This is a genomic window from Agromyces sp. NPDC056523 (assembly GCF_042794545.1).
Lineage (GTDB): Bacteria > Actinomycetota > Actinomycetes > Actinomycetales > Microbacteriaceae > Agromyces.
Map to the genome: position 1 here is coordinate 1,180,440 of NZ_JBHTTM010000001.1, position 23,771 is coordinate 1,204,210.

General features: G+C 69.1%; 35 protein-coding genes. 33 read left to right on the plus strand and 2 right to left on the minus strand.

Annotated features, from left to right (window positions below):
* Positions 1-18: 18 nt before the first annotated feature.
* Complete coding sequence (gene tuf, locus ACFQ58_RS05785; protein WP_376950088.1) at positions 19-1,212, plus strand: elongation factor Tu; 1,194 nt, start codon at positions 19-21, stop codon at positions 1,210-1,212.
* Between the two features lie 62 nt (positions 1,213-1,274).
* Here the strand turns inward: tuf and ACFQ58_RS05790 are convergent, their stop codons facing one another.
* Positions 1,275-1,751: an OsmC family protein gene (locus ACFQ58_RS05790; RefSeq protein ID WP_376950089.1), complete on the minus strand. Its 477-nt coding sequence runs from the start codon at positions 1,749-1,751 to the stop codon at positions 1,275-1,277.
* Between the two features lie 520 nt (positions 1,752-2,271).
* Between ACFQ58_RS05790 and rpsJ the strand changes: the two genes are divergently transcribed.
* From rpsJ to map, 23 genes are all read left to right on the plus strand, one after another.
* Entirely contained in the window at positions 2,272-2,580 is a 309-nt protein-coding gene (rpsJ, locus tag ACFQ58_RS05795; RefSeq protein ID WP_087135818.1) for a 30S ribosomal protein S10, read from the plus strand.
* An 8-nt stretch (positions 2,581-2,588) separates the two neighbouring features.
* A complete protein-coding gene (gene rplC, locus ACFQ58_RS05800) occupies positions 2,589-3,245 on the plus strand; it encodes a 50S ribosomal protein L3 (protein ID WP_376950090.1) in 657 nt (218 codons plus the stop codon).
* Between the two features lies 1 nt (position 3,246).
* A complete protein-coding gene (rplD, locus tag ACFQ58_RS05805; RefSeq protein WP_376950091.1) occupies positions 3,247-3,909 on the plus strand; it encodes a 50S ribosomal protein L4 in 663 nt (220 codons plus the stop codon).
* The gene (gene rplW, locus ACFQ58_RS05810; protein ID WP_376950092.1) at positions 3,906-4,208 is read left to right on the plus strand and encodes a 50S ribosomal protein L23; all 303 of its coding nucleotides are present in this window, start codon (positions 3,906-3,908) and stop codon (positions 4,206-4,208) included. Before rplD ends, rplW begins: the two co-directional genes overlap by 4 nt.
* Before the next feature lie 19 nt (positions 4,209-4,227).
* Positions 4,228-5,064, plus strand: a complete 837-nt coding sequence (gene rplB, locus ACFQ58_RS05815; protein ID WP_376950093.1) for a 50S ribosomal protein L2 — start codon at positions 4,228-4,230, stop codon at positions 5,062-5,064.
* Positions 5,065-5,079: 15 nt separating this feature from the next.
* Positions 5,080-5,361, plus strand: a complete 282-nt coding sequence (gene rpsS / locus ACFQ58_RS05820; protein WP_376950094.1) for a 30S ribosomal protein S19 — start codon at positions 5,080-5,082, stop codon at positions 5,359-5,361.
* Positions 5,362-5,386: 25 nt separating this feature from the next.
* On the plus strand, positions 5,387-5,752 hold the full coding sequence (rplV, locus tag ACFQ58_RS05825; protein WP_092668524.1) for a 50S ribosomal protein L22: 366 nt from the start codon (positions 5,387-5,389) through the stop codon (positions 5,750-5,752).
* On the plus strand, positions 5,752-6,501 hold the full coding sequence (rpsC, locus tag ACFQ58_RS05830; RefSeq protein ID WP_376950095.1) for a 30S ribosomal protein S3: 750 nt from the start codon (positions 5,752-5,754) through the stop codon (positions 6,499-6,501). The genes rplV and rpsC overlap by 1 nt, the downstream gene beginning before the upstream one ends.
* A gap of 3 nt (positions 6,502-6,504) precedes the next feature.
* Positions 6,505-6,924, plus strand: coding sequence for a 50S ribosomal protein L16 (gene rplP, locus ACFQ58_RS05835; RefSeq protein ID WP_376950096.1), 420 nt, complete (start codon positions 6,505-6,507; stop codon positions 6,922-6,924).
* Entirely contained in the window at positions 6,924-7,241 is a 318-nt protein-coding gene (rpmC, locus tag ACFQ58_RS05840; protein ID WP_376950097.1) for a 50S ribosomal protein L29, read from the plus strand. The genes rplP and rpmC overlap by 1 nt, the downstream gene beginning before the upstream one ends.
* A gap of 2 nt (positions 7,242-7,243) precedes the next feature.
* Positions 7,244-7,546 (plus strand): 30S ribosomal protein S17, encoded by a 303-nt coding sequence (gene rpsQ, locus ACFQ58_RS05845; protein ID WP_376950098.1) that lies wholly within the window; start codon positions 7,244-7,246, stop codon positions 7,544-7,546.
* Positions 7,547-7,579: 33 nt separating this feature from the next.
* A complete protein-coding gene (rplN, locus tag ACFQ58_RS05850) occupies positions 7,580-7,948 on the plus strand; it encodes a 50S ribosomal protein L14 (protein WP_376950099.1) in 369 nt (122 codons plus the stop codon).
* 2 nt (positions 7,949-7,950) lie between these two features.
* Complete coding sequence (gene rplX, locus ACFQ58_RS05855; protein WP_376950100.1) at positions 7,951-8,298, plus strand: 50S ribosomal protein L24; 348 nt, start codon at positions 7,951-7,953, stop codon at positions 8,296-8,298.
* Positions 8,298-8,888, plus strand: a complete 591-nt coding sequence (rplE, locus tag ACFQ58_RS05860; protein ID WP_376950101.1) for a 50S ribosomal protein L5 — start codon at positions 8,298-8,300, stop codon at positions 8,886-8,888. Before rplX ends, rplE begins: the two co-directional genes overlap by 1 nt.
* Positions 8,889-9,047: 159 nt before the next feature.
* On the plus strand, positions 9,048-9,446 hold the full coding sequence (gene rpsH, locus ACFQ58_RS05865) for a 30S ribosomal protein S8 (RefSeq protein ID WP_376950102.1): 399 nt from the start codon (positions 9,048-9,050) through the stop codon (positions 9,444-9,446).
* Positions 9,447-9,450: 4 nt separating this feature from the next.
* A complete protein-coding gene (gene rplF / locus ACFQ58_RS05870) occupies positions 9,451-9,987 on the plus strand; it encodes a 50S ribosomal protein L6 (RefSeq protein WP_376950103.1) in 537 nt (178 codons plus the stop codon).
* Positions 9,988-9,989: 2 nt separating this feature from the next.
* Entirely contained in the window at positions 9,990-10,349 is a 360-nt protein-coding gene (gene rplR / locus ACFQ58_RS05875) for a 50S ribosomal protein L18 (RefSeq protein WP_376950104.1), read from the plus strand.
* A 44-nt stretch (positions 10,350-10,393) separates the two neighbouring features.
* Positions 10,394-11,059, plus strand: a complete 666-nt coding sequence (gene rpsE / locus ACFQ58_RS05880; RefSeq protein WP_172802947.1) for a 30S ribosomal protein S5 — start codon at positions 10,394-10,396, stop codon at positions 11,057-11,059.
* Positions 11,059-11,244, plus strand: a complete 186-nt coding sequence (gene rpmD / locus ACFQ58_RS05885) for a 50S ribosomal protein L30 (protein WP_092668548.1) — start codon at positions 11,059-11,061, stop codon at positions 11,242-11,244. The genes rpsE and rpmD overlap by 1 nt, the downstream gene beginning before the upstream one ends.
* Entirely contained in the window at positions 11,244-11,930 is a 687-nt protein-coding gene (gene rplO, locus ACFQ58_RS05890; protein WP_376950105.1) for a 50S ribosomal protein L15, read from the plus strand. Before rpmD ends, rplO begins: the two co-directional genes overlap by 1 nt.
* Before the next feature lie 115 nt (positions 11,931-12,045).
* Positions 12,046-13,368 (plus strand): preprotein translocase subunit SecY, encoded by a 1,323-nt coding sequence (secY, locus tag ACFQ58_RS05895; RefSeq protein WP_376950106.1) that lies wholly within the window; start codon positions 12,046-12,048, stop codon positions 13,366-13,368.
* Positions 13,365-13,988 carry an adenylate kinase gene (locus tag ACFQ58_RS05900; RefSeq protein ID WP_376950107.1) on the plus strand — a complete coding sequence of 208 codons (624 nt, stop codon included), beginning with the start codon at positions 13,365-13,367 and terminating at the stop codon, positions 13,986-13,988. The genes secY and ACFQ58_RS05900 overlap by 4 nt, the downstream gene beginning before the upstream one ends.
* A gap of 7 nt (positions 13,989-13,995) precedes the next feature.
* The gene (map, locus tag ACFQ58_RS05905) at positions 13,996-14,823 is read left to right on the plus strand and encodes a type I methionyl aminopeptidase (RefSeq protein WP_376950108.1); all 828 of its coding nucleotides are present in this window, start codon (positions 13,996-13,998) and stop codon (positions 14,821-14,823) included.
* A gap of 31 nt (positions 14,824-14,854) precedes the next feature.
* Here map and ACFQ58_RS05910 read toward each other — a convergent pair whose 3' ends face one another.
* Positions 14,855-16,759 (minus strand): BglG family transcription antiterminator, encoded by a 1,905-nt coding sequence (locus ACFQ58_RS05910; protein ID WP_376950109.1) that lies wholly within the window; start codon positions 16,757-16,759, stop codon positions 14,855-14,857.
* Positions 16,760-16,971: 212 nt separating this feature from the next.
* Here ACFQ58_RS05910 and ACFQ58_RS05915 point away from each other — a divergent pair, with 212 nt between their 5' ends.
* The 9 genes from ACFQ58_RS05915 (at position 16,972) to rpsM (ending at position 23,741) form a co-directional block, all read left to right on the plus strand.
* On the plus strand, positions 16,972-17,280 hold the full coding sequence (locus ACFQ58_RS05915; protein ID WP_376950110.1) for a PTS sugar transporter subunit IIB: 309 nt from the start codon (positions 16,972-16,974) through the stop codon (positions 17,278-17,280).
* Between the two features lie 91 nt (positions 17,281-17,371).
* On the plus strand, positions 17,372-17,638 hold the full coding sequence (locus ACFQ58_RS05920) for an HPr family phosphocarrier protein (RefSeq protein ID WP_376950111.1): 267 nt from the start codon (positions 17,372-17,374) through the stop codon (positions 17,636-17,638).
* Between the two features lie 45 nt (positions 17,639-17,683).
* Complete coding sequence (ptsP, locus tag ACFQ58_RS05925) at positions 17,684-19,366, plus strand: phosphoenolpyruvate--protein phosphotransferase (RefSeq protein ID WP_376950112.1); 1,683 nt, start codon at positions 17,684-17,686, stop codon at positions 19,364-19,366.
* Between the two features lie 24 nt (positions 19,367-19,390).
* On the plus strand, positions 19,391-20,944 hold the full coding sequence (locus tag ACFQ58_RS05930; protein WP_376950113.1) for a PTS mannitol transporter subunit IICB: 1,554 nt from the start codon (positions 19,391-19,393) through the stop codon (positions 20,942-20,944).
* Positions 20,945-21,080: 136 nt separating this feature from the next.
* Positions 21,081-21,521, plus strand: coding sequence for a PTS sugar transporter subunit IIA (locus ACFQ58_RS05935; RefSeq protein WP_376950114.1), 441 nt, complete (start codon positions 21,081-21,083; stop codon positions 21,519-21,521).
* Positions 21,518-22,666, plus strand: a complete 1,149-nt coding sequence (locus tag ACFQ58_RS05940) for a mannitol-1-phosphate 5-dehydrogenase (RefSeq protein ID WP_376950115.1) — start codon at positions 21,518-21,520, stop codon at positions 22,664-22,666. Before ACFQ58_RS05935 ends, ACFQ58_RS05940 begins: the two co-directional genes overlap by 4 nt.
* A 152-nt stretch (positions 22,667-22,818) precedes the next feature.
* On the plus strand, positions 22,819-23,040 hold the full coding sequence (gene infA / locus ACFQ58_RS05945) for a translation initiation factor IF-1 (RefSeq protein ID WP_011186713.1): 222 nt from the start codon (positions 22,819-22,821) through the stop codon (positions 23,038-23,040).
* A 70-nt stretch (positions 23,041-23,110) separates the two neighbouring features.
* Positions 23,111-23,224, plus strand: coding sequence for a 50S ribosomal protein L36 (rpmJ, locus tag ACFQ58_RS05950; protein WP_092668570.1), 114 nt, complete (start codon positions 23,111-23,113; stop codon positions 23,222-23,224).
* 136 nt (positions 23,225-23,360) lie between these two features.
* Positions 23,361-23,741 carry a 30S ribosomal protein S13 gene (rpsM, locus tag ACFQ58_RS05955; protein WP_092668572.1) on the plus strand — a complete coding sequence of 127 codons (381 nt, stop codon included), beginning with the start codon at positions 23,361-23,363 and terminating at the stop codon, positions 23,739-23,741.
* The last annotated feature ends 30 nt before the right edge of the window (positions 23,742-23,771 follow it).

Here is a 23,771-nt window from a genome sequence, read left to right on the forward strand (position 1 = left end):
TCCTGAGGAGGACCCACAGTGGCTAAGGCCAAGTTCGAGCGGACCAAGCCGCACGTCAACATCGGTACGATCGGTCACGTCGACCACGGCAAGACGACGCTCACCGCGGCGATCTCGAAGGTGCTCGCCGACAAGTACCCGTCGGCCACCAACGTGCAGCGCGACTTCGCGTCGATCGACTCGGCTCCCGAGGAGCGCCAGCGCGGCATCACGATCAACATCTCGCACGTCGAGTACGAGACGCCGAAGCGCCACTACGCGCACGTCGACGCCCCGGGTCACGCCGACTACATCAAGAACATGATCACCGGTGCGGCCCAGATGGACGGCGCGATCCTCGTGGTCGCGGCGACCGACGGCCCCATGGCGCAGACGCGCGAGCACGTGCTGCTCGCCAAGCAGGTCGGCGTGCCCTACCTGCTCGTCGCGTTGAACAAGGCCGACATGGTCGACGACGAGGAGATCCTGGAGCTCGTCGAGCTCGAGGTCCGCGAGCTCCTCTCGAGCCAGGGCTTCCCCGGCGACGACGCTCCCGTCATCCGCGTCTCGGGCCTCAAGGCCCTCGAGGGCGACGAGAAGTGGGTCCAGTCGGTCCTCGACCTCATGGACGCCGTCGACGAGTCCATCCCCGACCCGGTGCGCGACAAGGACAAGCCGTTCCTCATGCCCATCGAGGACGTCTTCACCATCACCGGCCGTGGCACGGTCGTCACGGGTCGCGCCGAGCGCGGCACGCTGAAGATCAACTCCGAGGTCGAGATCGTCGGCATCCGCCCGACGCAGAAGACCACGGTCACGGGTATCGAGATGTTCCACAAGCAGCTCGACGAGGCTTGGGCCGGCGAGAACTGCGGTCTCCTGCTCCGTGGTACCAAGCGCGAGGACGTCGAGCGCGGCCAGGTCGTCGTGGCCCCGGGCTCGGTCACCCCGCACACCAACTTCGAGGGCACTGCGTACATCCTCTCGAAGGAGGAGGGCGGCCGTCACAACCCGTTCTACGCGAACTACCGTCCGCAGTTCTACTTCCGCACCACCGACGTCACCGGCGTCATCACGCTGCCCGAGGGCACCGAGATGGTCATGCCCGGCGACACCACCGACATGACGGTCGAGCTCATCCAGCCGATCGCCATGGAGGAGGGCCTCGGCTTCGCCATCCGTGAGGGTGGCCGCACCGTCGGCGCCGGTACCGTCACGAAGATCGTCAAGTAGTCTTCGCGACAGCGACCTGAAGGGGGTCGGGCTTCGAGCCCGGCCCCCTTCGTCGTTCCCGGTCAGTGAGCGTCGACGTGCGTGCCGTCGATCGCGGTGTCGACGTCGATCGCGCCCTCGACGCTGCGGCCGACCGTGCAGCCCTTCTCGATCGCGCGCGCCATGATGCCGACCAGCTTCTCGCGGTCGGCGGCGTCGAGCACCGAGAGATCGACGATGACCTCCTCGCCGATGTGCTGGTAGCGGTTCGATTCCTCGTCGGACCGGCCGTGGGCCCACACCGTCATCGCGTAGTCGTCGCCGAGACGTCGCGCCGCGACGCGGTCGACGCTCAGCCCGACGCATCCGGCCAATGCGAGCTTCAGCAGCTCGCCCGGCGTGAAGTGCTCGCCCTCGAGCTCGGCGCCGCCGATCTGCACCGTGGCACCCCGCTCGTTCAGGCCCTCGTACCGCCTCGGCGCGATCCGCGTGACCGAGACGCTGCCCGGTCCGATCCGCTCGCTCACGGCGTGGACGTGCTCGGTGGTCTGGTCGGTCATGGCGTCCTCCCGCGTGGTCGTGTTCCTCGATTCCACCACGTCGGCGGCGGGCGCGGCATCCGCTTGACTGGGAGGACGCAGGGAGACCCGCCGGCGCGACACGCCCGGGTTGCACGACACCCGCAGCTGTGGCAAACTCTTCTAGTTCAACATTTCGAACGGCGTGCCCTGCTGCGTGCCGTTCGAATCACTGCCAGGCAGTGCATAGCCACCAGGAGCGTGCTCCGAGGGTCAGGCTAGGCCGCGGGCAGCAGGACGACAATCCGACACCACATCGAGCATGGCCAGCGCCTGCACGGGGACGGCCATGCCCGTTCGCGCGAGTGCGACACGCCCGAGCGCGAGGGTCGGTGGGGCTCGAAGGTCGAGCGTGTCGAGGTCACCGCGCCGCGGGGTGGTTTCGACAGGCTCGATCACCGGCCTTTGACAGAAGAACAGTGGTGCTTCACACGAAGTGGCTACGCGGCGTCCGATGCCCTCGGAAGGGGTAAGACGCCTTGACAGAGAGAGAGAGTCAGCAATGGCGGGACAGAAGATCCGCATTCGACTGAAGTCGTATGACCACGAGGTCATCGACACCTCGGCGCGCAAGATCGTCGACACGGTGACCCGCGCGGGCGCCACGGTCGTCGGCCCCGTGCCGCTTCCGACCGAGAAGAACGTGGTGTGCGTCATCCGCTCGCCCCACAAGTACAAGGACAGCCGCGAGCACTTCGAGATGCGCACCCACAAGCGCGTGATCGACATCGTGGACCCGACGCCCAAGGCCGTCGACTCGCTCATGCGTCTCGACCTCCCGGCCGACGTCAACATCGAGATCAAGCTCTGAGGTACGAGATGTCCACCACTGCCAAGAACGTGAAGGGCCTGCTGGGCACCAAGCTCGGCATGACCCAGGTGTGGGACGAGAACAACAAGCTCATCCCGGTCACCGTCATCGAGATCGCCCCCAACGTGGTCACCCAGCTGCGCACCGCCGACAAGGACGGCTACGCGGCCGTCCAGATCGCCGCGGGCGCCATCGACCCGCGCAAGGTCACCAAGCCGCTCACCGGCCACTTCGACGCCGCCGGCGTGACCCCGCGCCGCCACGTCACCGAGGTGCGCACCGCGGATGCCGCTGAGTACTCGCTCGGCCAGGAGCTCACCGTGGACGGCACCTTCGAAGCCGGCCAGCTCGTCGACGTCGTCGGCACGAGCAAGGGCAAGGGCTTCGCCGGTGTCATGAAGCGCCACAACTTCGCGGGCGTCTCCGCCTCGCACGGTGCCCACCGCAACCACCGCAAGCCCGGTTCGATCGGCGCGTCGTCGACCCCGAGCCGTGTCTTCAAGGGCATGCGCATGGCCGGCCGCATGGGCGGCGAGCGCGTCACCGTCCTGAACCTCCGCGTGCACGCGGTCGACGCCGAGAAGGGCCTGCTGCTCGTCAAGGGCGCCGTCCCCGGTGCGCGCGGCCGTCTCGTGTTCGTCCGCAACGCTGTGAAGGGAGCCTGAATTGGCTACCGCTGACATCACCATCGACGTCCTCGACGTCGCCGGCAAGAAGTCCGGCTCGATCGAGCTGCCCGCCGAGCTCTTCGACGTGCAGACCAACGTGCCGCTGATCCACCAGGTCGTCGTCGCCCAGCTCGCCGCCGCGCGCCAGGGCACGCACAAGACCAAGACCCGCGGCGAGGTCTCCGGCGCCGGCCGCAAGCCCTTCAAGCAGAAGGGCACGGGCCGCGCCCGCCAGGGCTCGATCCGCGCGCCGCAGATGACCGGCGGTGGCGTCGTCCACGGCCCGCAGCCGCGCGACTACTCGCAGCGCACCCCCAAGAAGATGATCGCCGCCGCCCTGCTCGGCGCGCTCTCCGACCGCGCTCGCGGCGGCCGCATCCACGCGGTCGAGGCGCTCGCCGCCGGCGACGCCCCGAAGACCAAGGACGCCGTGGCGCTGCTCGCCGGCATCGCGCCCGCGAAGCATGTCCTGGTCGTGCTGGCCCGCGACGAGGAGCTCTCGGAGCGCGTCGTGCGCAACATCGAGGCCGTGCACGTGCTGCCGGTCGACCAGCTGAACGCCTACGACGTGCTCGTCTCCGACGACATCGTCTTCAGCAAGGCCGCGCTCGAGGCGTTCATCGCCGCGAAGACGGCGAAGAAGGAAGAGGTCTCCGCATGAGCGCCGCGCACAACAAGGACCCCCGCGACATCATCATCGCGCCGGTGGTCTCGGAGAAGAGCTACAACCTGATCGACGAGGGCAAGTACACGTTCACCGTGGACCCCCGCGCGAACAAGACCGAGATCAAGCTCGCGATCGAGAAGATCTTCGGCGTCAAGGTCGCGTCGATCAACACCCTGAACCGCCAGGGCAAGACGCGTCGCACCCGCTTCGGCATGGGCAAGCGCAAGGACACCAAGCGCGCGATCGTCACCCTCAAGTCCGGCTCGATCGACATCTTCACGGCTGTCGGCTAAGGAGCAGAGGAAACTCACTATGGCTATTCGCAAGTACAAGCCCACGACCCCGGGTCGTCGCGGTTCGTCGGTCGCCGACTTCGCGGAGATCACGCGCTCGACCCCCGAGAAGTCGCTGCTCCGCCCGCTGTCGAAGTCCGGTGGCCGCAACAACCAGGGCCGCATCACCACCCGCCACGTCGGCGGCGGCCACAAGCGCCAGTACCGCGTCATCGACTTCCGTCGCAACGACAAGGACGGCGTGCCCGCCAAGGTCGCGCACATCGAGTACGACCCGAACCGCACCGCGCGCATCGCGCTGCTGCACTTCGTGGACGGCACCAAGCGCTACATCATCGCTCCCGACAAGCTCAAGCAGGGCGACCCGATCGAGTCCGGCCCCGGCGCCGACATCAAGCCGGGCAACAACCTGCCGCTGCGCAACATCCCGACCGGTACCGTCGTGCACGCCATCGAGCTGCGCCCCGGTGGCGGTGCGAAGCTCGCGCGCTCGGCGGGCGCCTCGGTGCGCCTCGTCGCGAAGGACGGCCCCTACGCCCAGCTGCGCCTGCCCTCGGGCGAGATCCGCAACGTCGACGCGCGCTGCCGCGCGACCGTCGGCGAGGTCGGCAACGCCGAGCAGTCGAACATCAACTGGGGCAAGGCCGGCCGCAAGCGCTGGAAGGGCGTCCGCCCGACCGTCCGCGGTGTCGCGATGAACCCGGTCGACCACCCGCACGGTGGTGGTGAGGGCAAGACCTCCGGTGGCCGCCACCCGGTGAGCCCGTGGGGTCAGCCCGAGGGTCGCACCCGTCGCCCCAACAAGGAGAGCGACAAGCTCATCGTCCGCCGCCGTACCGTCGGCAAGAAGCGCTAGTAGGAGTTCAGGAAGATGCCTCGCAGCCTCAAGAAGGGCCCCTTCGTCGACGAGCACCTGCTCCGCAAGGTCGCTACGCAGAACGAAGCCGGCAGCAAGAACGTCATCAAGACCTGGTCGCGTCGCTCGATGATCGTCCCCGCAATGCTCGGGCACACGATCGCCGTGCACGACGGCCGCAAGCACATCCCGGTGTTCGTCACCGAGACCATGGTGGGCCACAAGCTCGGCGAGTTCGCGCCCACCCGCACCTTCCGTGGACACGTGAAGGACGACAAGAAGGGCCGCCGCCGCTAGACGCGGTGGTGTGAAGGAGGAAGAAATGGTGGAGTCGATCGCCCGCGTGCGACACATCCGCGTCACCCCCATGAAGGCTCGCCGCGTCGTCAACCTGATCCGCGGCAAGCAGGCTCAGGAGGCCCTCGCCATCCTGAAGTTCGCACCCCAGGGTGCGAGCGAGCCGGTGTACAAGCTCGTCGCCTCGGCCATCGCGAACGCTCGCGTCAAGGCCGACGCCACGAACACCTACCTGGACGAGCAGGACCTGTACGTGAAGACGGCATTCGTCGACGAGGGCACCACCCTCAAGCGATTCCAGCCGCGCGCGCAGGGCCGTGCCTTCCGCATCAACAAGCGCACGAGCCACATCACCATCGTGCTCGGCACGCCCGAGGAGGGTACGAAGTAATGGGTCAGAAGGTCAACCCGTACGGCTTCCGTCTCGGCATCACCACCGACCACGTGTCGCGGTGGTTCTCCGACTCGACGAAGCCCGGACAGCGCTACGCCGACTACCTCGCCGAGGACGTCAAGATCCGTCGCCTGCTCCAGACGTCGCTCGACCGTGCCGGCGTGAGCCGCATCGAGATCGAGCGCACCCGCGACCGCGTCCGCGTGGACATCCACACGGCGCGCCCGGGTATCGTGATCGGTCGCCGCGGCGCCGAGGCCGAGCGCATCCGCTCCGACCTCGAGAAGCTCAGCGGCAAGCAGATCCAGCTGAACATCCTCGAGGTGAAGAACCCCGAGGCCGACGCCCAGCTCGTCGCCCAGGGCATCGCCGAGCAGCTCTCCGCCCGCGTGGCCTTCCGCCGCGCGATGCGCAAGGGACTGCAGGGCGCGCAGCGAGCCGGCGCCAAGGGCGTCCGGATCCAGGTGTCGGGCCGCCTCGGCGGCGCCGAGATGAGCCGCTCGGAGTTCTACCGCGAGGGTCGCGTGCCGCTGCACACGCTCCGCGCGAACATCGACTACGGCTTCTACGAGGCCAAGACCACCTTCGGCCGCATCGGCGTGAAGGTCTGGATCTACAAGGGCGACATCACCAACAAGGAGCTCGCCCGCGAGCAGGCCTCCCAGAAGCCGTCGCGCGACCGCAGTGACCGTCCCCGCCGTGCGCCCCGTTCGCAGGAGCCGGCGGCTGCAGGAGTTGAGGCATAACCAATGTTGATTCCCCGTCGAGTCAAGTACCGCAAGCAGCACCACCCCGGCCGTTCGGGCCACGCCACCGGCGGCACGAAGGTCTCCTTCGGCGAGTTCGGCATCCAGGCCCTGACCCCCGCCTACGTGACGAACCGTCAGATCGAGTCCGCTCGTATCGCGATGACGCGTCACATCAAGCGTGGCGGCAAGGTGTGGATCAACATCTACCCCGACCGTCCGCTCACGAAGAAGCCGGCCGAGACCCGCATGGGTTCCGGTAAGGGTTCGCCCGAGTGGTGGGTCGCCAACGTCAAGCCGGGCCGGGTCCTCTTCGAGGTCTCGGGCGTCTCCGAGGATCTCGCTCGCGAGGCCATGACCCGTGCCATCCACAAGCTGCCCCTCAAGGCACGCATCATCAAGCGCGAGGAGGGCGACGCATAATGGCCGTCGGTTCCAAGGAGCTCGCAATCGTCGAGCTCGACACCTTCGAGGACGATCGTCTCGTCGACGAGCTGAAGAAGGCCAAGGAGGAGCTGTTCAACCTGCGCTTCCAGTCGGCCACGGGTCAGCTCGAGAGCCACGGCCGCCTCAAGGCCGTCAAGCGCGACATCGCCCGCATCTACACGGTCATCCGTGAGCGCGAGCTCGGCATCCGTGCGACGCCGGCTCCGGTCGAGGCGCCCGCCGCGTCCGCCAAGAAGACGAAGAAGGCCAAGGCCGCGACTGACGCGACCGAGGCCGAGACGAAGGAGGCCTGATCATGGCTGAGACCAAGAAGGCTGCTGAAGCCGAGGTCGCCGAGACGGCCTCGCACCGCCCGTACCGCAAGGTCCGCCGCGGCTACGTCGTCAGCGACAAGATGGAGAAGACCATCGTCGTCGAGGTCGAGGACCGCGTGAAGCACCCGCTCTACGGCAAGGTCATCCGCCGCACGTCCAAGGTCAAGGCGCACGACGAGCAGAACTCCGCCGGCATCGGCGACCTCGTCGTGATCTCCGAGACCCGCCCGCTCAGTGCCACCAAGCGGTGGCGCCTCGTCGAGATCGTCGAGAAGGCCAAGTAAGCCCCTGGGCTTGCCTCTCAGAAGGAGTACGAAGTGATTCAGCAGGAATCCCGGCTCAAGGTCGCCGACAACACGGGTGCCAAGGAGCTGCTCACGATCCGCGTGCTCGGCGGATCGAACCGCCGGTACGCGGGCCTGGGCGACGTCATCGTCGCCACGGTCAAGGACGCCATCCCCGGCGGCAACGTGAAGAAGGGCGAGGTGGTCAAGGCCGTCGTCGTCCGCACCGTGAAGGAGACCCGTCGTCCCGACGGCTCCTACATCAAGTTCGACGAGAACGCCGCGGTGATCCTCAAGAACGACGGTGACCCTCGTGGCACCCGCATCTTCGGGCCGGTCGGCCGCGAGCTGCGCGACAAGAAGTTCATGAAGATCATCTCGCTGGCGCCGGAGGTGCTGTAACCATGGCGAACATCAAGAAGGGCGACCTGGTCCAGGTCATCTCGGGCCGCCGCGCAGACCGCGGCAAGCAGGGCAAAGTCATCGAGGTGCTCGTCGACCGGAACCGCGTCGTCGTGCAGGGCGTCAACTTCGTCACGAAGCACGTGCGCGTCGGCCAGACGCAGCGCGGCACCAAGACGGGCGGTATCGAGACCCACGAGGCCTCGATCCACGTGTCGAACGTCGCGCTCGTCGACCCCGAGACCAAGAAGCCGACCCGCGTCGGCTTCCGCACCGAGACGGTCACCAAGGACGGCGTCGAGAAGACGGTCCGCGTCCGTTACGCCAAGAAGTCAGGTAAGGACCTGTAATGACTGACACCGCGACTGCCGCGCCGGCTGGCAAGATCCAGCCGCGCCTCAAGCAGAAGTACAAGAACGAGATCTCGAAGACCCTCACCGAGGCGAACGGCTACGCCAACCCGCACCAGGTGCCCGGTCTCGTGAAGATCGTGGTCAACATGGGTGTCGGCGAAGCCGCGCGCGACGGCAAGGTCATCGACGGCGCCATCGCCGACCTGACCAAGATCACCGGCCAGAAGCCGCAGGTCACCAAGGCCCGCAAGTCGATCGCCCAGTTCAAGCTCCGCGAGGGCCAGCCCATCGGCGCTCACGTGACGCTCCGCGGCGACCGCATGTGGGAGTTCCTCGACCGCCTGCTCTCGCTCGCACTGCCCCGCATCCGCGACTTCCGCGGCCTGTCCGACCAGCAGTTCGACGGCACCGGCAACTACACCTTCGGTCTCACGGAGCAGTCCGTGTTCCACGAGATCGACCAGGACAAGATCGACCGCGTCCGCGGCATGGACATCACCGTGGTGACCACCGCCAAGACCGACGACGAGGGTCGCGCGCTGCTCAAGGCGCTCGGCTTCCCGTTCAAGTCGAACGAGTCCGCGTAGTAGACTCGACGAGTTTGTGCCTGCGCTGGTCGGACTCGGAGCGATCCGAGTCCGGCCGGCACCGGCATCCGGCGGCCCGCAACCGCGAGTCGCCACCACCACAGGTCAGTCCCCGTGTAACGGGTCCTGAAACCTGGTGAACGTAAGGAAACAATCGTCATGACGATGACCGACCCGGTCGCTGACATGCTGACGCGCCTGCGCAACGCCAACTCGGCGCACCACGACGTCGTCTCGATGCCCAACTCGAAGCTCAAGGCGCACATCGCCGAGATCCTGAAGAACGAGGGCTACATCGCGGACTTCGAGGTGACCGACGCGCGTGTCGGTACGACCCTCACGCTGAAGCTCAAGTTCGGCCCCAACCGCGAGCGTTCGATCGCGGGCATCAAGCGCGTGTCGAAGCCCGGCCTGCGCGTCTACGCCAAGTCGACCGAGATCCCCAAGGTGCTCGGCGGCCTCGGCGTCGCGATCCTGTCCACTTCCAGCGGTCTGCTCACCGACCGCCAGGCCGAGAAGAAGGGCGTGGGTGGGGAAGTCCTCGCCTACGTGTGGTAGATCCATGTCACGAATCGGACGACTCCCCATCGACATTCCCGCCGGGGTCGACGTGAAGGTCGACGGCCGCGCCGTCACCGTGAAGGGCCCGAAGGGCGAGCTCTCGCTCACCGTCGCCAGCCCGATCGAGGTCAAGCTCGAGGACAACCAGGTCATCGTGACCCGTCCCGACGACGAGCGCGAGTCGCGCTCGCTGCACGGCCTCACGCGCACCCTCATCGCCAACGACATCCTCGGCGTGACCCAGGGCTACTCCAAGGGCCTCGAGATCGTCGGCACCGGTTACCGCGTCGCGCAGAAGGGCAGCTCGGTCGAGTTCGCGCTCGGCTTCTCGCACCCGGTCACCGTCGAGCCGCCGGCCGGCATCACGCTCACCGTCGAGGGCAACAACAAGCTCACGGTCTCGGGCATCTCCAAGCAGGCCGTCGGCGAGACCGCCGCCAACATCCGCAAGATCAAGAAGCCCGAGCCCTACAAGGGCAAGGGCATCCGCTACGCCGGCGAGGTCGTGCGTCGCAAGGCCGGAAAGGCTGGTAAGTAATCATGGCCGTGAAGACCAAGACGGCAGCGCGTTCGCGCCGCCACAGCCGCCTTCGCAAGAAGGTCGTCGGCACCGAGCTGCGTCCGCGCCTCGTCGTGACCCGCTCGGCCCGCCACGTGTTCGTCCAGGTCGTGGACGACAGCAAGGGCCAGACCGTCGCCTCCGCGTCGACCATGGAGGCAGACCTCCGCGCGTTCGACGGTGACAAGACCGCCAAGGCCAAGCGCGTCGGCGAGCTCGTCGCCGAGCGCGCCAAGCAGGCGGGCGTCGAGTCGGTCGTCTTCGACCGCGGCGGCAACAAGTACGCCGGTCGCGTCGCCGCGATCGCCGACGGAGCGCGAGAGGCAGGGCTGAACCTGTGAGCACTGCACCTACCAACGAAAGTGGCAACGTGAAGGAGCCCGAGGTGACCGCAGAGGCACCCGTCGAGACTGCAGCTTCCTCGGAGCCGCAGCGCAACGAGCGCGAGGGCCGCCGCGGCGGCCGCGACCGCGGCCAGGGGCGCGACCGTCGCGATCGCGACGCCGAGAAGAGCCAGTTCCTCGAGCGCGTCGTCACCATCAACCGCGTGTCGAAGGTCGTCAAGGGCGGTCGTCGCTTCAGCTTCACGGCGCTCGTCGTCGTGGGTGACGGCAACGGACTCGTCGGCGTCGGCTACGGCAAGGCGCGCGAGGTCCCGACCGCGATCTCGAAGGGCGTCGAGGAGGCGAAGAAGAACTTCTTCCGCGTGCCTCGCGTCGGCTCGTCGATCCCGCACCCGGTGCAGGGCGAGGCGGCCGCCGGTGTCGTCCTCCTGCGTCCGGCCGGCCCCGGTACCGGTGTCATCGCCGGTGGTCCGGTCCGCGCCGTGCTCGAGTGCGCCGGCATCCACGACGTCCTGAGCAAGTCGCTCGGCTCGTCGAACACCATCAACATCGTGCACGCCACGGTCGAGGCGCTGAAGCAGCTCGAGGAGCCCCGCGCGGTCGCCGCGCGTCGTGGCCTCGACTACGACGAGGTCGCTCCGGCCCGTCTGCTGCGTGCCGAGGCCCAGGCGGCCGAGGCCGCCGCAGCAGCGAAGGCAGGTGCCTGATGGCCAAGCAGCTCAAGGTGACCCAGATCAAGTCCAAGGTGAGCGAGAAGCAGAACCAGCGCGACACGCTCCGCAGCCTCGGACTGAAGCGCATCGGCGATTCCGTCGTCCGCGAGGACACGCCGCAGAACCGCGGTTACGTGAAGACGGTCGCCCACCTCGTGAAGGTTGAGGAGATCGACTAATGGCTGAAGAGAAGAAGGCCGCCGCCGAGGAGACCGAGAAGAAGGCTCCGGCGAAGAAGGCCGCGGCGAAGCCGGCCGCCGAGAAGAAGGCACCGGCGAAGGCCGCTGCCGAGAAGAAGGCGCCGGCCAAGGCCGCTGCCGCGAAGGCCGACGAGGCCGCCGAGAAGGCTCCGGCCAAGAAGGCGCCCGCCACGAAGGCCCCCGCGAAGAAGGCCCCCGCGAAGAAGGCCGAGACCGACGTCGTGCGCGAGCCGGTGCTCAAGGTGCACCACCTCCGCCCGGCTCCCGGCGCCAAGAAGGACAAGACCCGCGTCGGTCGCGGTGAGGGTTCGAAGGGCAAGACCGCCGGTCGCGGCACCAAGGGTTCGAAGGCCCGCAACAACATCCGCCCCGGCTTCGAGGGTGGCCAGCTTCCGTACCACATGCGTGCGCCGAAGCTCCGCGGCTTCAAGAACCCGTTCCGCGTCGAGTACCAGGTGGTCAACCTCGACAAGCTCGCAGAGCTGTACCCCAAGGGCGGCGACGTGACGGTCGACGACCTGGTGGCCAAGGGTGCCGTCCGCAAGAACGAGCGCGTCAAGGTGCTCGGCAACGGCGACCTGCAGGTCAAGCTCAACGTCGCGGTCGACAAGGTCTCCGGCTCCGCCGAGCAGAAGATCGTCGCCGCGGGCGGTTCGGTCAAGTAAGGCCCACTGCCCACACGGAATTCGAGCCTGTCGGGACCTCGCGTATGATTCACGGGGGTCTCGACAGGCTCGAGCCGCATTCAGACCGAGTGCGGCGTCAGTAACAGGAGGACGAGTGTTCAACGCCATCGGGCGGATCTTCCGCACCCCCGATCTTCGCCGGAAGCTCGGGTTCACGCTGGGCATCATCGCCCTGTTCCGACTCGGCTCGTTCATCCCGGCGCCGTTCGTGGACTTCGGCAACGTCCAGCAGTGCCTGGCGGCGAACCAGGGGGCTTCCGGCCTCTACGAGCTCGTCAACCTCTTCTCCGGCGGCGCGCTCCTCCAGCTCTCCATCTTCGCGCTGGGCATCATGCCGTACATCACGGCGTCGATCATCGTCCAGCTGCTGCGCGTGGTCATCCCGCACTTCGAGACCCTCTACAAGGAGGGCCAGGCCGGCCAGGCCAGGCTCACGCAATACACGCGGTACCTCACGATCGCGCTCGGCGTGCTCCAGTCGACCACGCTCATCACGGTGGCCCGCTCTGGCGCCCTGTTCCCGGCGAACTCCGACCCGGCGTGCACGCAGCTGATCACGAACGGCGCCTGGTACGCGATCCTCCTCATGGTCGTCACGATGACCGCCGGCACGGGCCTCATCATGTGGCTCGGTGAGCTCATCACCGAGCGCGGCATCGGCAACGGGATGTCGCTGCTCATCTTCACCTCGATCGCCGCGACCTTCCCCGGCTCGCTCTGGGCCATCGGCATCTCGCGCGGCTGGGATGTCTTCGCGATCGTGCTGGTCATCGGGCTGCTGATCGTGCTCGCGGTCGTCTTCGTCGAGCAGTCGCAGCGGCGCATCCCGGTGCAGTACGCCAAGCGCATGGTCGGTCGTCGCACGTACGGCGGCAACAACACGTACATCCCGATCAAGGTCAACATGGCCGGCGTGGTGCCCGTCATCTTCGCCTCGTCGCTGCTGTACCTGCCCGCGCTCATCGCGCAGTTCAACCAGCCCGCGGCCGGTGAGGAACCTCAGGCCTGGGTCGTGTGGATCACGAACAACCTCACGCAGGGCAACAGCCCGCTGTACATGCTCATCTACTTCCTCCTCATCGTGGGCTTCACGTACTTCTACGTGGCGATCACGTTCAACCCCGACGAGGTGGCCGAGAACATGAAGAAGTACGGCGGCTTCATCCCCGGCATCCGCGCCGGCCGCCCGACCGCGGAGTACCTGGACTACGTGCTGACCCGCGTGACGCTGCCCGGATCGCTCTACCTCGGCCTCGTCGCGCTGATCCCGCTCATCGCGTTCGCCATGGTCGGCGCCGACCAGAACTTCCCGTTCGGCGGCGCATCGATCCTCATCATCGTGGGCGTCGGACTCGAGACCGTGAAGCAGATCGACGCGCAGCTCCAGCAGCGCCACTACGAAGGACTCCTCCGATGACCTCCGCCGCCTCCGCACGCTTCCTCATCGTGGGCCCGCAGGGTTCCGGCAAGGGCACGCAGGGCGTGCTCGTCGCCGAGGCCTTCGGCGTCCCGCAGGTCGCCACCGGCGACATCTTCCGCGAGAACGTCAAGGGCGGCACCGAGCTCGGCACCAAGGTCCAGGAGATCATCGAGGCGGGTCACCTCGTCCCCGACGAGCTCACGAGCGAACTCGTGCGCGATCGGCTCGAGCAGCCCGACGCCGAGCGCGGTTTCCTGCTCGACGGCTATCCGCGCAACCGGGGCCAGGTCGAGCACCTCGACGCGTTCCTCGACGGTCGCGGCGAGGCGCTCGACGCCGTCATCGAGCTCGAGGTGCCCCGTGACGAGAGCATCGCCCGGCTCCGCCATCGCGCGACCGATCAGGGTCGCACCGACGACACCGAAGACGTGATCGCCAACCGCCTCGCGATCTACGAGCGCGAGACCGCGCCGATCCTCGATGTCTACCGCGAGCGCGACCTCGTCCTCCGCATCGACGGCGTCGGCACGCTCGACGAGGTCACCGAGCGCATCTTCGCCGCGCTGGCCGATCGCGGCCTCGTCCCGAACGGCGACGCGAGCGCGGGCGCGGCGTAGCCGCCTCGTGTTCCGTCGCCTCCGGCTGAAGACGCCCGCCGAGCTGCGGGCGATGATCCCGGCCGGTGAGGCGACGGCCGCCGCGCTGGCCGCGGTGCGGGACCGGCTCGTGGTCGGCGCCACGCCCCTCGAGCTCGACGCCGCTGCCGAGGCGGTGATCCGCGGCCGCGGCGGCCGGCCGAACTTCGCGCTCGAGCCCGGATATCGGCACACGCTCTGCGTCTCGGTCGACGACGACGTCGTGCACGGCATCCCGGGCGAGCACCCGTTCCGCCCGGGTGAGATCGTGTCGATCGACGGCGGCGCCGAGGTCGGCGGATGGCACGGCGATGCGGCCTTCACGGTCGTGCTGCCCGATGCCGAGCGGCCCGAGGTCGTGCGCGGGCGAGAGGAGCTCGCCGCGGCGGCCGACCTCGCGCTCTGGGCGGGCATCGCCCGACTGGCCGTCGCACGTCACCTCAACGAGGTCGGCGAGGCGATCGAGGAATCGGTGTCCGCCGCCGGGCAATACTCGCTGCTCGACGGGTACGGCGGCCACGGGATCGGCCGTGCGATGCACGAGGAGCCGACGGTCTACAACCACGCGGTCCGCGGGCGGGGCCCGCGCGTGCGGCCGGGGCTCGTCGTGGCGATCGAGCCGATGATCACCTCGGGCGCGGCCCACACGTTCATCCGCGACGACGGCTGGACCGTCGCCACGTCCGACGGCGGTGACGGCGCGCACGCCGAGCACAGCGTCGCCGTGCACGACGGCGGCATCTGGGTGCTCACTGCGTCCGACGGCGGGGCAGCAGGGCTGGCTCCGTTCGGGGTCGCGCCCGTGCCGATCGCCTGACCCGGCGACTCAGCCGGCGTCGGCTCGACGGTCAGGACGCCATGATGCCCGACAGCTCGGCGAGCAGGCCCGGGTAGTCCACGGCGCCGCGGACGAGCCGGCGCACGTTCTCGGGCTCGGAGAACGCCTCGACGAACTGGTCGAAGACCGCCTGGAACTCGGCGCGGCCGCTCTCGGCGAAGGCGATGAGCGCGACGACGTGCACGCTCGCGCCGCCCCAGTCGATGGGGTGCTCGTCGATCGCGATCGCGATCGCGCTGCGCGTCGCCGTCATCGCCATCGCGTGCGGCACCGCGAGGAGATCAGTGAACGCGGTCGACGACATCCGCTCGCGCTCGAGCGCGCCCGCGACGTAGTCGTCGTCGATCACGCCGGCGGTGATCAGGCGGTCGCCGAGCAGCCGGATGACGTCCTCGCTTTCGCGCCCGTCGACCCCGCGCACGAAGAGGTCGGGCCCGATCGTGCGAGAGAGCGTCGAGGCCAGCCGGGCGCGCCGGCGCCCGCGGCGCAGTCGCGCGACCTCGTTCCGCACGCGCTCCACGTCGTCGTCGGTCGGGAACGGCGAGACGGTGACGATGTGGGGGAGCGGTTCGCGCGGGGGGAGCACGGCGACGACGAGGTCGGCGTCCGATGGCGCGGCCGCGCCATCCGCATCGGCACCCGTCGCGTCGCCCACCGCGAGCTCGACGTCGTCGCCGAGTCGCCCCCGGAGCCGCTCGACGAGGAGGGTGCGCGCGTCGTGGTACTCGGGCGCGACCACGGCGATGCGCACCACGTCGCCCCGGGCACGCGTGCGCTCGAGCTGCGCGCCGAGGTGCATCGCGAGGTACGCGATCTCGTCGTCGTTGACGGTGATGCCCTCGAGGCGTGCGAGCTCGCTGGCGAGGTAGACCGCGAGGTCGTAGATCAGGGGATATGCGGCCTTGATCGACGCGGTCAGCGGGTTGCGCGAGAAGCTGTGCTCGGCGGCGCGCGCGGCGAGGTTGTCGACATGAAGGGCGAGCCGTTCGATGAACTCGTCGTCGCCGAGCTCGACCAGCCAGTCCCGCGAGATGCGGTCGACGATCTCGCGGAGCACGCCCGCGCGCGTGGCGCCGGAACGTCGCGTCGCGGCGCGAGTCTCGATGAGCCGAGCGAGATGCCGCAGTTCCGCGGGCGGCAGCCGGACGTCGAACTCGCGCACGACGAGCTCGTCGACGAGCGCGGCGAGCGGCTCGTCGCCGTCGGGAACCGTCGCGTGCGTCCGCGGAGCCCCGGCGTCGTCGGCGTCGTCATCGAGCGTGCGGTCCCGTGCGACCCGGTCGAGCGCGATGGCCACGTGCAGCAGCACGTCGTCGAGCGCGTACTCGTTCGGCGCGTAGCCGACGTCCGCGAGGCCGTCGAGCAGGGCGCGTCGGAAGCCGTCCATCGGCGCGAACCCCTCGCGCAGCGAGGACAGGTCCCGGATGCCGCGACGACCCTCCTCGCGGACGAGCGCGCCGACGAGCCGGCGCACCGCGGTCTCGGGGCCGATGAGGCGCACGGTCGCACCGTCGCGCTCGAGCGCGAGCCCGGTGCCCTCCAGCCGGGAACGCACGCGGCCCAGGTCGGCCTCCACGGTGGACTCGCTGACGTGCGCCACCGCCGCGACCTCGTGCAGGTCGAGTCCGTCGGGCGCGTCGGCCAGGTCGCGGATCAGCCTGGCACGTCGGCCGTCTGGCGTGATCGCGGCGCGCGAATCGACGTGGAGCCGTGCGCGGCGGGCCCACGCCTCGCGATCGAGCCGGTACCCGTCGGGTCCCGACACCACGACGGACTCGCCGTCGCGATTGGCCTGCGCGGCGTAGGTGCGCACGGTGCGGTCCGAGACGCCGAGGCGCTCGGACAGGCGCGCGGCGGTCGTCCACCCCTCGTCCGCGGCGAGGACCTCGACGAGGCGCTCCCACTTCTCCGGCACGTCCGTTGGCTCCCGATCCCGCTCCGGCGCTGCTGCCGGGAGCGTGCCGTCCAGTCAACCACTCCGCGCGGGGCTGCGGCGGCGGATCCAGCGGATCTTCCGGGGGTGCGGAAGCAGGTCTGGTGGCGAGGGGATGCACGACGCGAGCAGACTCGGAACGATCGCGGCATCCGCCGTGACCGATCGAAGAGGACCGGGCGAGGAGGCGTGCGATGCGGATCGTCGTCGTGTGCGGAGCGGGTGCGTCGAGCACCTTCGCCGCGCTGCGCATCCGTCGCGCCGCCGAGGCCCGGGGCATCGTCGCCGACGTGCGCGCCGCGGGTGAGCAGACGCTTCCCGACGCGCTCGCCGGCGCCGACGCGCTGCTCGTGGGCACCCACCTCGCCGAGCGGCTGGACTCGCTCGAGCAGGCGGCCGCCGCGGCATCCGTGCCGCTCGCGGTGCTTCCCGGCGAGACCCGCACGCTCGACGGCGATGCGGCGCTCGACCTCGCGATCGCGATCGCCGGAGCACGATCATGATCGGCCGCGCGCCGCGCAAGCCCGTTCCCTGCGCGAGCCCGGCGGGCTATGGTGAGCACGGGAACGGACGCCAGCGACGGAGGCCGGAGACATGGTGGAGCGCACTGTTCGAGTCGGATCGACCCACGGGCTGCACGCGCGGCCCGCGAAACTGTTCACCCAGGCCGCCGCGGCATCGGGATCGAGTGTCACCATCGCGAAATCGGGTGGCGCTCCCGTCAATGCGGCGAGCATCCTCGCCGTCATCGCGCAGGGCATCGACCACGGTGACGAGGTCACCGTGGCGGTCGACGGGGGCGACGAGCAGCAGGTGCTCGACCAGCTCGTCGAGCTGCTCAGCACCGATCACGACGAGTAGCCCGAGGCATCCGTCGCCCAATCGACCGAACGGGGAGGGCGAGTGATGGAGTTCAGAGGCACCGGGATCGGCCAGGGTGTGGCCGTGGGGCCGGTGGTGCGCATGGCGGAGCGTCTGCCCGAGCCGGTCGACCGACCGAGCCACCTCGATGCCGGGCGCGAGGAGGAACGCGCGCGCGGCTCGCTGTCGGTGGTCGCCGCCGAGCTCCAGCGCAAGGGCCAGCAGGCCGGCGGCGCGGCACAGGACGTGCTCGAGGCGCAGGCCATGATGGCCGAGGACCCGACGCTCGTCGACGACATCGTGAAGCGACTGGCCGACGGCAAGACCGCCGAGCGCGCGGTCTTCGAGGCGTTCGCGTCGTTCCGCGACCTGCTCGCCGCGATGGGCGGGTACATGGGCGAGCGCGCGGCCGACCTCGACGACGTCTCGCAGCGCGTGGTCGCGCACCTGCTGAAGGTGCCCGCTCCGGGCGTGCCCAATCCCGGACATCCGTTCGTGCTCGTCGCCCGCGACCTCGCCCCCGCCGACACGGCGCTGCTCGACCTCACGCAGGTGCTCGGCCTCGTCACGATCGACGGCGGGCCGACCTCGCACACCGCGATCCTGGCGCGCGAGAAGTCGATCGTGGCGGTCGTGGGGGCAGCGGATGCTGCGACCCTCGCCGACGGCGACACGGTCGTCGTCGATGCGGCGAACGACCTGGTCGTCCAATCGCCGTCGCCCGACGAGGTCGTCGCGGCGCAGGAGCGCATCGCCGAGCGGGCGGCGCGCGCCGCCGCTCCTGTGACGCCCGGGGCACTCGCCGACGGCACGCCGGTCCCGCTCCTTGCCAACCTCGGCTCCGCCGACGGCGCGGCCGAGGCGGTCGAGCTCGGGGCCGAGGGCGTGGGCCTGTTCCGCACCGAGTTCCTCTTCCTCGATGCCAGCACCGCGCCATCCGTGACCGAGCAGCAGGAGCAGTACACGCGCCTGCTCTCGGCGTTCGCCGGCAAGAAGGTCGTGGTGCGCGTGCTCGACGCCGGCGCCGACAAGCCGCTGTCGTTCCTGAACGACGCGCACGAGGAGAACCCCGCGCTCGGGCTGCGCGGGATCCGGGCGCTCCGCCACTCCGAGGTGATCCTGCGCGAGCAGCTCACCGCGCTCGCCGCCGCCGACGCGGCGACCGAGGCCGACCTCTGGGTCATGGCTCCGATGATCGCAACCGTCGAGGAGACCAGGTACTTCACCGCGCTCTGCCGTGAGCTCGGCATCAAGGTCGCGGGCGTCATGGTCGAGACGCCGTCCGCCGCGCTCATCGCCGAGCACATCCTCCAGGCGGCCGACTTCGCGTCGATCGGCACGAACGACCTGACCCAGTACACGATGGCCGCCGACCGCCTGCTCGGCACGGTCGCCAACCTGCAGGACGCGTGGCACCCCGCGGTGCTGCGACTCGTCAAGCAGGTCGGCGACGCCGGACGCGTCGACGGCCGACCGGTCGGCATCTGCGGCGAGGCCGCCGCCGACCCCATGCTCGCCGTGGTGCTCGTCGGCCTCGGCGCCACGAGCCTGTCGATGTCCCCGTCGGCACTCGCAGACGTCCGCGCCTCCCTCGCGCGGTACACCCGGGAGGATGCCGAGCGCATCGCCCGGGCAGCCCTGGTCGCCGAGGGAGCGGCCGAGGCCAAGTCGGCGGCGCGTGAGGCCGCCGAATCCGCACCCACCCCCAGCGGCACCACGGTGCCGTGACCCAACCAGCACAGGAGGCCCACCATGACGACGATGTCAGCTGAGGCGAAGCGACCCGGGGGAGCCCGCGTCCACGTCCAGCGCTTCGGCACCTTCCTCTCCGGCATGATCATGCCGAACATCCCCGCGCTCATCGCGTGGGGCATCTTCACCGCCTTCTTCATCGGGGTCGGGTGGACGCCAAACGCCGACCTCGCGACCATCGTCGGTCCGTTCATCCACTACCTGCTGCCGATCCTGATCGGCTATACGGGCGGCTCGATGATCTACGGCGTGCGCGGTGGCGTGGTCGGCGGCATCGCGACCTTTGGCGCGATCGCGGGATCCGACCTGCTCATCGCGCAGGTCAACGCCACGCTGCCCGAGGACAACCAGCTCGGCCAGATCCACATGTTCATCGGCGCCATGATCCTCGGCCCGCTCGCGGCCTGGACCATGAAGAGGCTCGACTCGCTCTGGGAGGGCAAGATCAGGGCCGGCTTCGAGATGCTCGTCAACATGTTCTCGGCCGGCATCTGGGGCTTCGTCATGGCCGTCGTCGGGTTCTACCCGGTCGCCTGGCTCGTGAACGGCATCATGAACGCCCTCTCGGTCGCGGTGGAATGGCTCGTCGAGACGAACCTGCTGCCCCTGACCAGCATCATCATCGAGCCGGCGAAGGTGCTGTTCCTGAACAACGCCATCAACCACGGCGTGCTCACGCCGCTCGGACTCTCGGAGGCCGCAGCGGAGGGCTCGTCGATCCTGTTCCTGCTCGAGGCGAACCCCGGCCCCGGCGTCGGGCTGCTGCTGGCGTTCACGTTCTTCGGCATCGGCGCGGCGAGGGCGTCGGCGCCGGGCGCGGCCGTCATCCAGTTCTTCGGCGGCATCCACGAGGTGTACTTCCCGTTCGCGCTGATGAAGCCGATCCTGATCCTCGCGCTGATCGCGGGCGGCATGACCGGTGTCACCACGAACATGGTGCTCGGCGGTGCCCTGCGGGCTCCGGCCGCACCGGGGAGCATCATCGCCGTCCTCCTGCAGACGGCACCGGGCGCCTACTTCGCCGTGATCCTGTCGGTCATCCTGTCGGCGGGCGTGACGTTCGCCATCGCCGCCGTCATCCTGCGGGCGTCACGGAAGCGCGACCTCGAGGCGATGGCGGTCTCGGATGACGCGTTCGGCGCCGCGATCACGCAGACGGAGGCCGCCAAGGGCAAGAGCTCCGACGCGCTCGCCAACCTGCGCGGTGGCGCCGCGACCCAGGCCGACGGAATGGGCGGCCCGGCGACCGGCACGATGCGCGAGATCAAGAACGTCGTGTTCGCCTGCGACGCGGGCATGGGCTCGTCGGCGATGGGCGCGAGCGTCCTGCGCAACAAGATCAAGAAGGCGGGCATCGAGGACGTCACCGTCGTCAACAAGGCGATCGCGGCCCTCGACTCGTCGGCCGATCTGGTCATCACGCAGAACCAGCTCACGGAGCGGGCACGCCACCAGACGCCCGACGCCGTCCACATCTCGGTCGACAACTTCATGAACTCGCCGAGGTACGACGAGGTCGTCGAGCTGATCGAGGCGCAGAAGGAGGACCGCTGACGATCACGACCGGATGACGCGACGCCCGGGTCGCGACGCCGCATACGCTGCGACGTCCGCGGCCCGGGCGGTCGCGTCATCCGACGCCCCACCGACTGCCCGACCGCGACCGAACGCCGACGAAGAAGGAGCACCCATGACCGACCAGATCCTGCCCCCTGAGAACGTCCGCATCGTGCCGGGCGGCGCGAACCGCGACGAGGCCATCCGCGAGGCCGGCCGCATCCTCGTCGACGCGGGCGCCGTCGACGCGTCGTACATCGACTCGATGCTCGAGCGCGAGTCGACCGTGTCGACCTACATGGGCAACTGGCTCGCCATCCCGCACGGCACGAACGAGGCGAAGGACCTCATCCGGCGGTCTGCCATGTCGCTGCTCCGCTACGAGGAGCCGATCGACTGGGGCGGCGAGCCGGCGCGGTTCGTGGTCGGCATCGCGGGGCTCGAGAACGAGCATCTCGAGATCCTGTCGAAGATCGCCATCGTGTTCTCCGACGAGGAGCAGGTCGACCGCCTCCTCGCGGCGGGCAGCGCGGACGAGCTCGTGAACGTCCTCGCCGAGGTGAACGAGTCGTGAAGGCGGTCCACTTCGGCGCCGGCAACATCGGGCGCGGCTTCATCGGCCTGCTGCTGCACGATGCGGGCTACGAGGTCGTGTTCGCCGACGTCAACGCCGAGCTCATCGATGCGCTCGCGGCATCCGACCGCTACACGGTGCACGAGGTGGGCGAGGGTGCGCAGGACCTGGTCGTCGACCGGTACCGCGCGATCAACAGCCAGTCGGATGCCGCGGCCCTCGCCGCGGAGCTGGCCGACGCCGACGTGCTCACCACGGCCGTCGGGCCCAACGTGCTCCGGTTCATCGCGCCGCACGTGCTCCAGGCCCTGCGCGATCGCTCGCCCGACGCGGCGCCGCTCGCCGTGATGGCATGCGAGAACGCGATCGACGCGACGAGCATGCTTCGCGCCGAGACCGAGCGGCTCGCCGGCCCCGACGAGTGGATCGAGTTGGAACGGCGCGCGGTCTTCGCCAACACGGCGGTCGACCGGATCGTGCCCGGGCAGCCCGAGGGCGCGGGGCTGGATGTCACGGTGGAGACCTTCTCGGAGTGGGCGATCGAGCGACCGCCGTTCGGTGACGCGCCACCTCCGATCCCCGGTGCGCACTTCGTCGACCGGCTCGGACCGTACATCGAGCGGAAGCTCTTCACGGTCAATACGGGGCACGCGTCGACCGCGTACTTCGGCTTCCTCGCCGGGCACGAGCGGATCGCGGAGGCGCTCTCCGACCCGTCGGTCGCCGAGCGGGTCGAACAGGTCTTGAAGGAGACCTCGGCGCTCATCGTCGCCAAGCACGGGTTCAGCGAGGAGGAGCAGGCGTCGTACCGCGACACGATCCTCACCCGGTTCCGCAACGAGTCGCTCCCCGACACGGTCGAGCGAGTGGGCCGCCAGCCCATCCGCAAGCTCGGGCGTCGCGAGCGGTTCATCGCGCCGGCCGCCGAGCTCGCCGAGCGCGGGATGCCCGTCGACGGGCTGCTCGCCGGAGTCGAGGCGGCGCTCGGCTTCGACGTGCCGGCCGATCCCGAGAGCGTCGAGTTGCAGGAGCGGTTGCGAACGGATGCCGCGGCCGCGATCGTGCACGAGGTGTGTGGGGTCCAGGCGGGACATCCGCTGCACGATCGACTCGTCGAGACCGTCGCGCGCCGCACCGCAAGCTGACACGCGCACCAACTGGCGAACCGCGACCGATTCGCCTATAGTTGACCCTTGGTGTTTTGCACGCCCGCTTCGGCCTGCCCCGAGGGCGCCGGCCGAGGTCGTGCATCATCATCGCACGACCGAATACCCAAACTCCAAGCGATAGTGAGGCTATGGCCAAGAAAGACGGCGTCATCGAGATCGAAGGCTCGGTCATCGAGGCTCTCCCGAACGCGATGTTCCGGGTCGAGCTGACCAACGGGCACAAGGTGCTCGCCCACATCTCCGGAAAGATGCGCCAGCACTACATCCGAATCCTCCCCGAGGACCGCGTGATCGTGGAGCTGAGCCCGTACGACCTGACCCGCGGCCGCATCGTCTACCGCTACAAGTAAGGGCTGTTCGGAAAGTAACGGCCCGCGGCACCCCGCGGGCACGAGGACAGCGAAAAAGGAACCAACGACTGTGAAGGTCAACCCCAGCGTCAAGCGCATCTGCGACAAGTGCAAGATCATCCGCCGCCACGGCCGCGTCATGGTGATCTGCGAGAACCCGCGTCACAAGCAGCGCCAGGGCTAGTCCCGCGCCGACGCAGAACTGAATACCGGCACTTCCACGAACCCGCGCCCGTGAGGCGCGGGGGACACCCTCGGACGGAGGCCGAGGCACCGGAAGTGCTCCACACCTCCGACTCACTCAACAGGAGAACGCCACCATGGCACGTCTGGCAGGAGTCGACATCCCGCGCGAGAAGCGCGTGGAGATCGCACTGACCTATATCTACGGCGTGGGTCGCACCCGCGCGCTCGAGACGCTGAAGGCCACCGGCATCAGCGGCGACATCCGCGTGAAGGACCTCAGCGACGACCAGCTCGTCGCGCTGCGCGACCACATCGAGGGCACCTACAAGGTCGAGGGCGACCTCCGCCGCGAGGTGGCCGCCGACATCCGCCGCAAGGTCGAGATCGGCTCGTACGAGGGCATCCGCCACCGTCGCGGCCTCCCGGTCCGCGGTCAGCGCACCAAGACCAACGCTCGTACCCGCAAGGGCCCGAAGCGCACCGTCGCCGGCAAGAAGAAGCCCGGCCGCAAGTAACCGCTCGCGCCAAGATCTAGGAGATTTCGA